The following is a 14,403-nucleotide window of genomic DNA, read 5'->3' on the forward strand; positions in this document are numbered from 1 at the left end:
ATGATTAAATCAATGCTTGTAAGCTTATTGACGATATTGCCTGTTGTGCTGTATGCACAACAGGCAGCTAGCATCAAGGAAACGACTCAACGTTACGTGACCTATCCCTTTTCTGATCCAGATCCTATTCCGGCCTCCCGGAAAATTTATCCCTATTTCAGGTTTGATGGATTCGCCCAGAAGCCGATCCAAAAAAATTGGAAAATAGTAGAGCTGGAAAATGATTTTATCAAAGTGCGAATCATGCCCGAAATAGGCGGCAAAATCTGGTCGGCTTTTGATAAAGTAGCACAAAAAGATTTTATATATAATAATGAGGTGGTTAAATTCCGGGATATCGCCATGCGCGGGCCATGGACCAGCGGTGGGATTGAGGCGAATTATGGTATTATCGGTCATACACCGAATACCTCCACACCGGTAGACTACCTGACGCAGCAGCATGAGGATGGTAGTGTCAGTTGCTTTATCAGTGCCTTAGACCTGCTTACCCGTACCCGCTGGACCTTGGAAATAAAGCTTGAAAAAGATAAACGTTATTTCTCCACCCGCTCTTTTTGGAGCAATACCAATCCGATGGAGCAGCCCTATTATACCTGGATGAACCTAGGGGTTCCTGCAGCAGATGATTTGCAGTTTCTCTACCCCGGAGATCATTACATCGGTCATGATGGCAAGAGTCATCCTTGGCCGATAGATGAACAGGGAAGGAATCTGTCCTATTACCGTCAGAATAATTTTGACGGATCAAAGTCATACCATGTATTAGGCACCCACAGTCGTTATTTCAGTGCTTATTGGAAAAATCAGGATTATGGGATGCTGCGAATCGCTAATCGGGAAGATAAGTTGGGCAAGAAAATCTTTCTCTGGGCACAATCGGGCGAAGGGAAAATCTGGGAACAACTGTTAACTGACAATAGTGGGCAATATGTAGAAATACAGAGCGGACGCCTATTCAATCAGAATATGTTTGAGAGCAGTTTCACCCCCTTTAAACAAATCGATTTCAAACCTTATCAAACAGACACCTGGATAGAATATTGGTTTCCCTACCAGGGCATTGGAGCGGCTCAGGCAGCGAGCCTTCTGGGGACTTTTTCTTCAAAAAAGGTGGCCGATAAGCTCATACTTAACATAGATCCCAATCAGGCTTTAGCCGACAGCTTATTTATCTATGATGAAAATGAAAAACTCATTCAGGAGGCCTTTATACAGACAACAATTGGCAAGCCCATATCCTTGGAAATCACAGGAGGTGGGAAGACCCATCCAAAAAAGGTAAAAATACGGCAAGAGGTACTGGATCTCTTGGAAAGCTCTTCTTCGGCGCTATTACAAAGACCCCTGGAACTGCCAGAAACAATGGATACCGGATCTGTTTATGGCTTATACCTACAAGGGAGGGATCGTATGCGCTTGCGTTTTTATAAAGAGGCAGAGCCTAAAATTGCGCAATCTCTGGCAAAGGATGGATCATTTGTGCCTGCGCTCGTTGAAATGGCGAAGCTTCAATGGACGCATATGCATTACGATTCGACCTTTTATTATGCAAAAAAGGCTTTAAGTATAGACACTTACCATGGGGAAGCAAACTATTATTATGGGCTCGCGGCTGCTAAATTAGGTAAGTCGTATGATGCCATGGACGGTTTTGAAGTGGCCTCCTTAGATCCCACTTTTCAGAGCGCAGCCTATACCGCCTTGAGCAAGGCATATGTCGTGGAGAAAGATTATCATCGGGCTTTTGATTATGCCCAAAAGGCCTTAGGAAAAAATGCGGACAATATCGAGGCATTACAGCTACAATACCTAAGCACACGACACGCCAAACAGGAGGTAGAAGCAACCGCAATAGCAGAAGCTATTCGATTAAGAGAACCTTTAAATCATTTTATTCGTTTTGAAAGCTATTTCCAAGATCCATCGGCTGCAGCTAAAGATCATTTTGTTTCCCTCATACGCAATGAACTGCCAATGGAAACGTATTTAGAATTGGCCATTTGGTATGCCAATATCAAGGAATTCGATGCGGCAAAGGAGGTTTTAAGCCTATCTCCCTTGAATATAGAAGGCCTCTATTGGCTTGCCTGGCTCTGTCGCGAACAGGACGCAGAAAAAGACAAATGGTTACAAATGGCAGAGGCGGCCGATCTGAAGCAGGTGTTTCCGTTCCGAGAGGAGAGTGCGGCGGTATTTGCATGGGCAAGCGCCGAAAAGGCATCATGGAAAGCGAATTATTTGGAAGCGCTGGTACATATCTTTCGAAACAACGAGGACACAGCAAGGGTATTGTTGGGGCAAGTGAAAGATCCGGTAGATTTTGCTCCTTTTTACGTGACACGTGCACGTCTTTATCAAGCAGGGCAAGAAGCGGTACAACGGCGGGATCTGCAGCAAGCCATTCAGCTCGACCGGGAGGAGTGGCGCTACGGGCAGTTATTCGCCCGGTTTTTATCGCGGCAAAAAATGTACACGGAAGCGATTGCAACAATCAAACCCTATTACGAACATCATCCGGCAAATTATGTAATCGGTTTGGATTATATTCGAGTGCTCTTGCTAAATAAGGAATTCCTGGCAGCCGAAAAAGTGTTGAAGGCCATTCAGATTTTGCCTTTCGAAGGAGCAACCGACGGTCGCAAGTATTATGAGCAAACCAAGTTGATGCTCGCCTTACAAGCCCTGCAGCGCAAGGAGTTTGGTTTGGCAAATCAAAAAGTACGGGAAGCACAACAATGGCCCAGTAATTTAGGAGTGGGAGAGCCCTACGAAAACTTAAAAGATCAGCAGCTGGTACGCTGGGTAGCAGCACAAATTTGTAATGCAAAAGGCGAAAAGGAGCAGTATCAAAGGCTTTTGTTGCAGATTGTTCAAGATCAAGCGCATAGGGGGGCGAGTGTGCCATTAAAAATAGCTGCATTGAAAGCGCTGGGTAAGGCAAGCGACGCAGCAATAAAAGCCAAGGAGTGGTTGGCCGACCAAACAAATACTTCATCGAGCGAGGCAGCAAAAACCTTAGCGCAACATGCACTGCTTCAAGGTAATGCACTTGACTTAAACGAACTGATAAGCTTTTTACTGATCCAAGAGGATAGGCGACTGTTTTAGATTTGTATGATGATTTTGTGTTCATTAATTTTTAGCATCACGTGCGTTACAAAGACAACTCACGCAATCGGTTGCGTTTCACTATTGTTTTGAAAAAAGGAACCGAAGCTATATACTTGCTTTCAATCGCTGCCGATAAGGCAGGCTGACCAATAAGATACCGATAAACTGTAGGTCGTATATGTTTGCATTTTTGGAGATGTATTTATCCTCAAAATAAGCGCTGTATTGCAAAAAATGTTCTTATTAGCTTAATAAGAATTTAAAATGCGGTAAACGTGTATATACTATTTTTGGAAGGTTCAAAATGGATGGAATGGATACAAGTATGATAACTGCCATCAGGGCAGGAAATCCCAAAGCGTTCAAAGTATTTTATGACCTGTTAAAGCAGGATGTGTATGCGTATGCGTACCGTTTTTTCAGATCGAGTGAGCTAGCACAGGAAGCCGTTCAAGATGTATTCATGCAGGTGTGGAAATACCGGGAAAATATAGACCCGGAACAAAATCTCAAAGCCTATGTGTACCGCATCGCTCGCAATAGTATTTATAATAAGCTAAAGCAAATCGCTCATCAAGGACGGTATGCCTCGCATGTTTTTTATAGTCAGGCAGCGAGTCACAATGACCTGGAAGATTGGATACATTGTAAGGAGTTGCGGGAGATATACGAAGAAGCCATTAATAAACTACCTACGCAAAGACAACTGATTTTTAAGTTGAGTAGGATAGAGTTCCTCTCGCATGAAGAAATAGCCGATCAACTTTGTATCTCAAAGAATACGGTGAAAGACCAGATCGTTAAGTCCCTCAAATTTATCAAACATTACATGTATACACACGCTGAGTTAACTACCTCCTTAGTTGCTTTCGTTCTATTCGTTGCGGGTTTTTAGTTTTTAGTTGCCCGTTGCCAGTTGTGAGTAATAGTCGTTGAGTAGTTAAGTAGGGATAATTTTAAATTAGACAATTAACTAAATAAAGCGCTTCGATATTAGAGACGGACATGCTCTGCCTGTTTAAGAATATAAGGACCTATATGTTTATTTAACGACTGAGGTGTAATCAGTTCAACTTTTCTTCCTAATAAATCTTCCAAGAAAAAAGAGAGATCCATAAAATTATCATACGTCTTCATCGACGGATTAAACTCCACTAAAAAATCAACATCACTATCGCTTTTTACCTGATTGGTCACAAAAGAGCCAAATAAGCTTAGCTTCTTAACACCAAATGATCGAATCCTGTCTTTATTGGCTTGAAGAAGGGATATTAAATCCACTTTATTATAAATTGCGACTGCCATACACAAACTTAGATAAAATGCTTGAAATTCGCCAATGTCAATGAAAAAAACACTTACTTAACGCAAACGATTCGTAGTCGAGTTGTGATAATAGTTGAGTAGTGATAGTGAATAGATCATTGACTCATTATCAAATTGGCTAATCAGCTAATTCCCTACTCAACAATTTGACTATTCAACAACTCAACTATTCAACCATTTCAAAAAAAATTCCCTCCCTGATCGTCCTTCCTGTTAAGTTCCTTGTATTACCTTATAAATAGGACAAGCATGAGCATACAGCAAATAAAAAATCTCTATCTAAAATTTATCAAGGGTGAATGCACCCGGCGGGAGATTGATTTGTTGGTTAAGCTTTTGCAGTCGACCGAGCATGAAGCAGGATTGCCAACCGTTGAAGAAATAAAACGTTTGGATCAGGAGGCTGTACTGGATGAAGAGGCGTCTGACGATATATTCCATGCGATTATCACTTCCGACCAGGGGCGTGAGGAAAGCAAATTTCCAGGAAGCACGTGGAAATCCATGCTGGTGGTCGCTGCCAGTATTATTGTCTTATTCGCAATCGGAATTTTAGCGCACTCTCTTCTAAGTCCAACCAAAACTATTTACCGGGCAGATTTTGCCGAGAAGAAAACGGTGATGCTGCCAGATGGCACGAAGGTGTTGTTGAATGCCAATACACAAATAGAAACCCATCAGCATTTTTTAAACCAAGATAAGCGAGAAATTTGGATAACAGGAGAGGCGTTTTTTGATGTAGCGCCTGATAAAAAAAGACCTTTTATTGTGTATACATCAAAAGGATTAGAAGTGCGGGTATTGGGAACGGCCTTTAACCTAAAAGCCAGAGAAGCGGAAACACATGTCGTGCTGAATCGGGGAAGTGTGCAGGTGGCCATTAGAAATACAGCCAAGGAGGCGGCCATGTTGGTCCCAGGAGAAATGGCCATGCTAAACATGGAGGAAAAAACGCTCATTAAGAGACCGGTGGATACCCTTGATTATGCGGCGTGGCAATACGATTTGCTTCCTTTTAAAAACGAATCGTTAGCGAAGATAGCCCATGTTCTAAAAGAAATTTACGGCTACGATGTTGTGTTTGGTAAGACCGGTTTGGAGAAAAGACATTTTACAGGTTCTTTACCTTCCAATGATATTGACAAAGCGATCAAAACACTTTCGGCAGCGTTAAATTGTGAGATAACAATTCATGACAATAAAAAAATAAATATCAACCAACAAATTAATAACTAAAAACGGAGATTTATGAAACGATTTTTACTAGGCAAAAAATTGCCTATCATGCTCCTTATTGCCTTTACGTTCGGTACGTTAAGCAAAGCAGATGCGGAGGAACAACGCATTCCCTTTCGGGATTTACTGAGTTCCTTAGAGCAGAAATTTAATATCCGCTTTAACTATAGCGCCGATCTCATTGGTCCGGCGATGATTGAAAGTCCGGACCTAAGCAAACTAAAGAAGGGCGATATCGCCTCCTTTCTGGAAAAAGTAGTTGCTGGAAAGCTTGCAGTAGAGAAGATTGATGACATGTTATATGTGGTGAAGCCTGCTAAAAGTATGAAGGAAGTCGCTACCAAGCAAGAGAAGGCGGAATCCCCTTCTCCCATCACAAATGCACAGCAGGAAATTGTCGGCACTGTAAAAGATGCGGCGGATGGTACTGCCTTACCTGGTGTAAGTGTCCTGATCAAGGGTACCACCAGAAGTACCGTAACAGACGCTTCCGGCAACTATGTGTTAACCGGAGTTTCCGGCGATGCGGTCATTGTTTTCTCCTATATGGGCTATTATTCGGTGGAAGAACCCATTCACGGTAGAACACACATCGAAGTGCAGCTCCGCCCTAGCGAAAGCCAGCTAGAAGAAGTGGTGGTTACGGCACTTGGCATTAAGCGGGAAGAAAAATCACTCGGTTATGCCGTGCAAAAGGTTTCTGGTGAGCAATTGCAAACCGTTAAAGGAGTGGATGTGGGAACTTCCTTAAGCGGTAAAGTTTCGGGTTTAGTGGTGAAGAATTCTACCGAATTCAATGCCCGGCCAACGATCGAATTGAGAGGCGAATCGCCGCTCATCGTCATAGACGGGGTGCCTTATGGTAATATGACATTGCGGGATATTCCTACCGATGATATTGCCGATATGAGCATTTTAAAAGGTGCAACGGCATCTGCACTATACGGTTCCAGAGGAGGTAGTGGTGCCATCATTATCACCACCAAAAGAGGACAGGCAAAAGGCTTTTCGACCGACGTGAACAGCAATACAATGACCCAAATGGGTTTCTTAGCACTTCCAGAAGTACAAACTTCTTATGCCCATGGCATTAATGGAGCTATTGCAGATGATTATGTGTGGGGACCTAAACTGGATATTGGCCAAACGGCAATGCAGTGGAATCCCATTACTAAACAAGAAGAAGAGATGCCGCTAGTCTCTAGCGGGAAAGATAATCTGAAGAATTTCTTAGAAAGAGGTATCATAACCAATAACAATGTGAGCATTACGCAAACAGGTGAAAACGGCTTTTTTCGTACCAGCTTGAATCATATTCTCAATAAAGGCCAGTACCCAAATACCAAACTCAATATCATCAACTTTACGAACAGCGGAGAAATGAAGCTGGGAGATAAATTTACCATTGGGGCCCAAACTGGTTATACCCGGCAGAATGCTCCACAAGTATGGGGTACAGGATATGGAAATCAAGGATATCTTTATCAGATTTTGATGTGGACCGGCCCAGATTATGATATCCGGCAGTATCGTGATTATTGGGTAACCCCCCATCAACAACAAAACTGGCTGTATGATGCCTGGTATGATAATCCCTACTTAATTGCCTATGAAAAACTGAATGGTATCACGCAGAATAAACTATATGCCAGTTTTAATGCGAACTATCAGATCAATAAAAATTTGAAAGTTTTGTTCCGTACCGGATATGATTTTTACAGTAATATAGAGACGATACGGAATCCGATCGGTATCAACTCGACGCGCAGTGAGTTTTACGTAGGAAGATACTATTCAAGAGAGGATCCTAGCCTTGCATTAACCCCGGGGACAAATGTGTCCTTTAATTCACTTGGTACCTACGGGATCAATAAAGACTGGGGCTTCAGCACGAATAATGATTTCATATTGACCTACAACCAAAGTTGGGGTAAATTTGGATTGAATGCCTTAGGAGGGGGAACCATTTATTACTACAATGATCGTGGGTTAGACGCAGCCACGCAGAATGGCCTGAGTGTGCCGGGTTGGTATTCGTTGGCTGCTTCAGTAGACAAGGCCTTAGTTGCTGAAACGGAATATAGAAGACAGGTGAATAGCGTGTTCAGTAAAGCCAGTTTATCCTGGGATGATGCGATCTTTGTGGATGTGACCGGTAGAAATGATTGGAGTTCCACACAAGCTAAATCTTCCCGGTCCTATTTTTATCCCTCCGTGGCCGCCAGCTTTATCCTCTCTCAATACGTCAAATTACCACAAGCTTTTGATATGGTGAAATTGCGTGGTTCCTGGGCGGTTGATAAGTCGCCTTTGGACGTATACAGCAACAACAGAACCTATGCGGTATCACCGGGTGTTTGGGATAATTACAATACGGCCAGTTACCCGGCTAACCTGCTCGGAAATAGTTTGCTGGCCAATGCGCACCGCACCTATGAATTTGGTGGTAATATCTCTTTGTTCCAAAGAAGGATAGGCCTCGATGTTACATACTTCAATAAGTATTACTACAATCAGCAAAAGGCTGTAACCATCTCCTCCGCTTCCGGATTTTCTTCAACGCTTGTCAATACAGCTGAAACCTATGAACGGAGAGGCTTGGAGATCACCTTGACAGGGACACCCATTAAGAGACAAAACTTTGAATGGAATACAGCGATCAACTGGTCGAACAACCATCAATATTATGTGAATTTAGATCCTGTTTATTCAGCCGACGATCTTTGGACGAAGAAAGGGGCGAGACGGGATGTATATAAGAAAAATATGTGGGAACGCGATCCGGAGGGAAATATTATTCATGTGAACGGTATTCCGAAGACCAGCAATTACGAGAGTAAAATGGGCTATGGTGATCCTAATTTTATGTTTGGTTTTATCAATACTTTCCGTTTGGGCAACTTCACGCTCGGTATTACCATTGATGGCCGTATTGGTGGTTTAATGTACAATTATATCTGGGATAAAATGTTTGATACAGGAGCGAATCCGGAAACCGATAATCAATACCGCTATGATGCAGTGGTGAATGGTTTATCGAATTACGTTGGCCAAGGTGTAAAAGTGGTATCGGGTGAAGCAACTTATGATAAATATGGTCAAATAACCAACGATACCCGTGTATATGCTCCAAACGATGTGCAGGTGAATTACCAAGATTACGCGCAATCTTTGAACGATGGTGACGGCGAACATGGTGTGCAAAAGCAAGGATTTGTGAAAGTACGTGAAATATCCATTGGTTATAACTTTCCAGCAAAGCTGTTGTCCAAAACGCGTATTAAAAACGCATCCGTATCGTTGACTGGACAGAACGTGCTTTTATTTACCAAATTTAAATTTTCGGATCCCGATGTGTTTACGGAAAACTTAAACTCACCTTCACAGCGTATGCTTGGGTTGAATATACGTCTTGGGTTTTAATAAAGGATGTTAAATTTTTAATGTGATAAAAAATGAAATACTCATGTTTCCAAAACACAAACACACATGAGTATTCCATATGACAGATAAAAAATAAATTATACACATATGAAAATCTATATAAAATATATCGGTGTGTTCAGCATGGCAACGAGCCTGCTGCTGGGTTGCTCTAAATTTGATGAGATGAACACCAATCCCAATGCCACCGATCAGGTCACTTCGGGTATGTTGGCCAGTAACATGTTGCTCGATATTACACGGACAGACATCAGTACGCAGAAATCCTTTATGCAACCTTTTCTGTTAGCAAAATACCTTACCTGGCAGGAAGGGCAGGAAAATTACCAATATAATCGAATTACGCGCGGTAACTTTAATCGTTTGTCGCTACTCCGTAATATAGATCCGATGATTGGTTACGCTGAAACAGATGGTTTGAAAAATTCCTATACTGCCTTGGGGCATTTCATCCGCGCATGGCAGTTTTTTATACTAACCATGCAAATGGGCGATATACCCTATACGGAGGCCGTTAAAGGAGAAACAGAGGGTTTGGTGAAGCCGAAGTATGATGCGCAGAAAGAGGTGTTTTTAGGAATTCTGTCAGAATTGGATCAGGCCAATGACCTCTTTTCTCAAGGAGAAAATTTTGCGGGTGATCCTATTTATAATGGAAGTACTGATAAATGGCAGCGTTTAGTAAATAGTTTTGAGTTGTATGTACTGATCAATCTCTATAAAAAAACAGATGATGCTGATTTGAACGTGATATCTCGCTTTCAGGAGATTGTGAATAACCGGCCGCTTATGCGGGGCTATGATGATAATTTTGCGCTTACCTATCTGGATAAGGACAACCAAAAATACCCTTGGGTAAATATCAATAGTTCTAACCCCTTTACAATTTACCCCATGTTATCGGCAAATCTCATTAATCCTTTAAAGGAGATGGGGGATCGGCGATTGTTTTATTATGCAAAACCTTCTGCTGTAAAGCTGGCTGCTGGTAAAAGCGCTTCGGATTGGGATGCTTATCCCGCGGTCGAAGCATCCGCATCCTTTAATAGTTTGCAAACGATCCACGCCACAAAGGATTTTAGTGACTTGAACGATCGTTATGCAGACTTGTTCAATGCCGAGCCGGTAGGACAGTTCAATTATTGGGATGTGCAGTTTATTTTGGCAGAAGCGAGTATAAGAGGTTGGATTGGTGGTGCGGCAAGCACGTATTACAATGCCGGAATTACAGCCTCGATGCAATTTTTAGCACGTTATACTCCTGATAATGAAAAATATCATCATGGTATGCCGATCACAGACGATTATATTCAACAATATGTGAATGATCATCCGCTAACAGGATCAACCGAACAACAAATCGAACAGATCATTACGCAAAAATACTTAGCTGGTTTTTTACAAGCCTGTGATTTTAATGCTTGGTTTGAAAATAGACGGACAGGATACCCAACCTTCATCCTGAATTCGGCGACCAACCTGAATGATCCGACAAATACTTTCCCAAAGAGGTGGTTATATCCAGCTGATGAGCTGAATTATAATGGTGAAAATGTTTCTGAAGCGATACAGCGACAGTTTGGTGGGAATGATCATGTGAATCAGGAAATTTGGATATTAAAATAAGAAGGAACTACCTTATGCGTAAAATAGGAATACTCTGCTTGCTGGTCCTCCTGTCCTGTAAGCAAAAAAACAATACGAAGGAACTGTCGTTAATGCCCGAAGCTCCCGCTTGGGGGGCTTTGTGGCAGCAGCGTGCTGCCGAATATCGGGCGCTAAGTTATCAAGCTTATAATAGCGCTCGGCTAAGCTTGGACGAGTTATTAAAATCCTCAACGGATAAACCTTTCGCCATTGTGACGGACATTGATGAAACAGTGTTGGACAATAGCCCTTATTATGTGCATCAAGCGCAACAGGGTGGAAATTACACCGACTCTTCCTGGGTTGAATGGACGAAGCAAGTGGCCTGCGATACCGTACCTGGGGCACCGTCTTTCTTTCAGTACGCTGCCTCAAAAGGCGTGACAGTCTTTTACGTTACGAACCGTATTTTGCAGGACGAACAACAGACCTTGGCAAACTTACAGCAGTATGGTTTCCCGCATGCGGATAAAGAACATTTGTTATTACTGGAAGATACCTCATCGAAAGAAAAGAGAAGAAATAGTGTGGCCGATAACTTCAATATTATTATGTTGTTAGGAGATAACCTTGGTGATTTTTCTGCTATATTTAACAATAATTCGATGGAAGAACGACGGGAATGGGTAGAAAAAAGCCGACTGGATTTCGGAAAGCGTTTTATTGTATTACCTAATCATATGTACGGAAATTGGGAAGAGGCCTTTTACCGAGATAAAAAGGCGCTATCTTTTGCGGATAGCAACACCGTATTGAATAGTCTGATGAGAAGCTACTAATGTTGAATAGCCATATAAAAAGCTGGGGAGACTTTTTAAACATTAAACCAAATAATGAATGAGTACGACATTAAGAAAAACATTAACCCCTTTTGCATTATGGGCACTTGGCGTAGGTTACGTCATCTCTGGTATGTATTTCGGCTGGAACCTGGGTTTGGAAAAGGGCGGGACACTGGGCATGGCGCTTGCTACTTTTGTGGTGATGCTGATGTATATTACCTTTACTTTCAGCTATACAGAGCTGGCCTGCGCGATCCCCAAGGCTGGTGGAGTTTTTGATTATGCAGGCAGGGTGCTGGGAAAAGATATCGCTTTTATATCGGGCATCGCCCAAACAGTTGAATTTGTTTTTGCGCCACCTGCTATTGCATTTGCCATTGGCGCTTATTTTAATGCTTTCTTCCCCGAGGCATCCATTATATACACCGCTATTATTGCTTACTTGTTATTTACCGGGTTGAACATGGTGGGGGTAAAAGCAGCAGCAACTTTTGAAATGGTCATTACGGTGTTGGCTGTGGGAGAGCTCTTGCTCTTTGTGGGGATTGCTACGCCACATTTTAACGCTGAAAATCTTGTTCGTAATGCTTTTCCCAATGGGTGGGGTGGCGCCTTTGCGGCTATACCTTTTGCCATCTGGTTTTTCTTGGGTATTGAGGGGATTGCGAACGTGGCGGAGGAAACAAAAAATCCGCAGCGCGATATAAAAAAGGGCTTTGGTTGGGCTATTTTCACACTGGCCATGTTATGTGTGCTCGTGTTTGTATCAGCGGTGGGTGTGGGGGGCTGGGAAGCGATTGTTTTTCGTGATGGAATAGCAGGTGAAACCTCCGACTCCCCGCTGCCCTTGGCGCTATCAATGATTACGGGCGATAATCATGTTATGTACCATTTACTGATTACAGTAGGTTTATTTGGTTTAGTGGCCTCTTTCCACGGATTGATATTGGCCGCGGGTCGATCTACCTACGAAATGGGCAAAGCGCATAATTTTCCGCGTGTATTTGGCGATATCTCCAAGAAATTCAGAACACCTGCTGCGGCACTGATCGGTAACATGTTGGTGGGAGTACTGGCATTACTCTCCGGTAAAACGGCCGAGATCATTACACTGTCGGTTTTCGGAGCACTGACACTGTACGTAATCGCCATGATCGCCCTGATCAAACTACGTCAAAAGGAACCGGATCTACACCGCCCATTCCGGGTGCCCCTTTATCCTTTATTTCCCATCCTGGTATTGGTCGTGGGGATTGTTTCACTAGCTTCCATGTTTTTTTATAACTGGGAGATTGGTTTGGTATACCTGCTTATTATACTCGTCTCGTATGTATTATTTAAAATCTTTAAAAAATGACGGCAGAACAGATAGAAGAATACGTAAAACAACATGCTTCTGGGAAAGTAAAACTGGCAGCGGCTGATATCGACGGCATCTTACGCGGAAAGTATATATCAACGGATAAATTTAGTGCGGTACTGAAAGGCGAACTGGGCTTTTGCGATGTGGTTTTTGGATGGGATGCGCAGGATCTAGCCTATGAAAATACAAAATTTACAGGCTGGCATTCGGGCTATCCTGATATGCCTTTGCAGCTTGATCTCAACACGTTTAGAAAAATTCCATGGGAAAACGATACGCCCTTTTTCCTGGGGGATTTTTTTGATGCAAAGGGTGAAGGAGCTTATGTCTGTCCGCGTCAACTGCTTAAAAAAATAATTGCCGAGTGTCGTTCTTTGGGTTTCGAACCTTATTTTTCGCAGGAATTTGAATGGTTTAATTTTGAGGAAACACCGGATAGCTTTGCGCTAAAGGGCTATAAGGAACCGAAACCTTTAACGCCGGGAATGTTTGGTTATTCGATCTTAAGAAGTGCTTTAAAAAGTGATTATTTTAATGACCTTTTTGATTTATTGGCTAAGTTTGATGTGCCATTGGAAGGGCTGCATACGGAAACAGGCCCGGGCGTGTATGAGGCGGCTATTACCTACTCGGGTGCTTTGGAAGCGGCAGATCGTGCGATCCTCTTTAAAACAGCTGTGAAAGAAATTGCTTATAAGCATGGCATTATGGCCTGCTTTATGGCCAAATGGCGGGAAGATTTGCCAGGATGCAGCGGGCACGTACACCAAAGTTTATGGGATGCGGATTCGAAGACGAATTTGTTTTTTGATCCGCAACAAGATCAACACATGAGCGAACTAATGCAGCACTATATCGCTGGCCAGCTTCACTGTCTGCCGCATATTTTGCCGCTCGTTGCGCCAACGGTGAATAGTTACAAACGCTTGGTTGAAGGCGCTTGGGCGCCTACGACGCTTACCTGGGCTTTGGATAACCGGACGGTTGCACTGCGGGTTTTACCGCTCGGAGCGAAGTCAGCCAGAGTAGAAACGAGAGTGGTTGGTTCGGATACCAATCCTTATTTGGCCATTGCTGCTTGCCTAGCCGCTGGCCTGTACGGAATAAAGCATCAGATTCCTTTGTCACAGCCTGCTACTGTGGGTAATGGTTATAAGGATTTTTCGAATGGGAAATTGCCTACAAACCTTGACGAGGCGACCAAGCAAATGAAGGAGTCGGCGGTTGCGCAGGAGCTGTTTGGTGAAAAATTTGTGGATCACTTCTGCTGTACGCGTGAATGGGAATGGCAGCAGTTTGCTAAAGTGGTTACCGATTGGGAATTGAAACGGTATTTTGAGATAATTTAATAGAGGTATAGGGTGTAAGGTATTAAGAGGTGTAAGGTTTGAGGTGGTAAGTTTTAGGAAGCAATGTCTTGTCCTGATATAGGTTGACAGTTTATTATTTACAAACTGACAAGCATGATGGCGAAATTACAGAGAATGACCG

General features: G+C 42.9%; 9 protein-coding genes. 8 read left to right on the forward strand and 1 reads right to left on the reverse strand.

Annotation, left to right across the window (positions count from 1 at the left end; translation table 11 throughout):
• Positions 1–3,111, forward strand: a complete 3,111-nt coding sequence (locus EPX21_RS16235) for a DUF5107 domain-containing protein (RefSeq protein ID WP_134090751.1) — start codon at positions 1–3, stop codon at positions 3,109–3,111.
• A 316-nt stretch (positions 3,112–3,427) separates the two neighbouring features.
• Positions 3,428–4,009, forward strand: a complete 582-nt coding sequence (locus EPX21_RS16240; protein WP_166670791.1) for an RNA polymerase sigma-70 factor — start codon at positions 3,428–3,430, stop codon at positions 4,007–4,009.
• A 98-nt stretch (positions 4,010–4,107) separates the two neighbouring features.
• Here EPX21_RS16240 and EPX21_RS16245 read toward each other — a convergent pair whose 3' ends face one another.
• On the reverse strand, positions 4,108–4,419 hold the full coding sequence (locus EPX21_RS16245) for a nucleotidyltransferase family protein (protein ID WP_134090753.1): 312 nt from the start codon (positions 4,417–4,419) through the stop codon (positions 4,108–4,110).
• Positions 4,420–4,689: 270 nt separating this feature from the next.
• Here EPX21_RS16245 and EPX21_RS16250 point away from each other — a divergent pair, with 270 nt between their 5' ends.
• From EPX21_RS16250 to EPX21_RS16275, 6 genes are all read left to right on the forward strand, one after another.
• Positions 4,690–5,676, forward strand: a complete 987-nt coding sequence (locus EPX21_RS16250) for a FecR family protein (RefSeq protein ID WP_134090754.1) — start codon at positions 4,690–4,692, stop codon at positions 5,674–5,676.
• Positions 5,677–5,688: 12 nt separating this feature from the next.
• On the forward strand, positions 5,689–9,099 hold the full coding sequence (locus EPX21_RS16255; protein WP_134090755.1) for a SusC/RagA family TonB-linked outer membrane protein: 3,411 nt from the start codon (positions 5,689–5,691) through the stop codon (positions 9,097–9,099).
• A 108-nt stretch (positions 9,100–9,207) separates the two neighbouring features.
• Positions 9,208–10,746, forward strand: coding sequence for a SusD/RagB family nutrient-binding outer membrane lipoprotein (locus EPX21_RS16260; protein ID WP_134090756.1), 1,539 nt, complete (start codon positions 9,208–9,210; stop codon positions 10,744–10,746).
• A gap of 14 nt (positions 10,747–10,760) precedes the next feature.
• A complete protein-coding gene (locus tag EPX21_RS16265) occupies positions 10,761–11,546 on the forward strand; it encodes a 5'-nucleotidase, lipoprotein e(P4) family (protein ID WP_134090757.1) in 786 nt (261 codons plus the stop codon).
• A gap of 58 nt (positions 11,547–11,604) precedes the next feature.
• A complete protein-coding gene (eat, locus tag EPX21_RS16270; protein WP_134090758.1) occupies positions 11,605–12,906 on the forward strand; it encodes an ethanolamine permease in 1,302 nt (433 codons plus the stop codon).
• Positions 12,903–14,261 (forward strand): glutamine synthetase family protein, encoded by a 1,359-nt coding sequence (locus tag EPX21_RS16275; protein ID WP_134090759.1) that lies wholly within the window; start codon positions 12,903–12,905, stop codon positions 14,259–14,261. Before eat ends, EPX21_RS16275 begins: the two co-directional genes overlap by 4 nt.
• Positions 14,262–14,403: the final 142 nt, after the last annotated feature.

Origin of the sequence: Olivibacter sp. XZL3, assembly GCF_004368405.1 — a bacterium.
Lineage (GTDB): Bacteria > Bacteroidota > Bacteroidia > Sphingobacteriales > Sphingobacteriaceae > Olivibacter.

Excerpts from the sequence above, each read along its gene's own strand:
- EPX21_RS16235 (WP_134090751.1), top strand. The coding sequence starts at position 1 with ATGATTAAATCAATGCTTGTAAGCTTATTGACGATATTGCCTGTTGTG.
- EPX21_RS16240 (WP_166670791.1), top strand. The coding sequence starts at position 3,428 with ATGGATACAAGTATGATAACTGCCATCAGGGCAGGAAATCCCAAAGCG.
- EPX21_RS16245 (WP_134090753.1), bottom strand. The coding sequence starts at position 4,419 with ATGGCAGTCGCAATTTATAATAAAGTGGATTTAATATCCCTTCTTCAA.
- EPX21_RS16250 (WP_134090754.1), top strand. The coding sequence starts at position 4,690 with ATGAGCATACAGCAAATAAAAAATCTCTATCTAAAATTTATCAAGGGT.
- EPX21_RS16255 (WP_134090755.1), top strand. The coding sequence starts at position 5,689 with ATGAAACGATTTTTACTAGGCAAAAAATTGCCTATCATGCTCCTTATT.
- EPX21_RS16260 (WP_134090756.1), top strand. The coding sequence starts at position 9,208 with ATGAAAATCTATATAAAATATATCGGTGTGTTCAGCATGGCAACGAGC.
- EPX21_RS16265 (WP_134090757.1), top strand. The coding sequence starts at position 10,761 with ATGCGTAAAATAGGAATACTCTGCTTGCTGGTCCTCCTGTCCTGTAAG.
- eat (WP_134090758.1), top strand. The coding sequence starts at position 11,605 with ATGAGTACGACATTAAGAAAAACATTAACCCCTTTTGCATTATGGGCA.
- EPX21_RS16275 (WP_134090759.1), top strand. The coding sequence starts at position 12,903 with ATGACGGCAGAACAGATAGAAGAATACGTAAAACAACATGCTTCTGGG.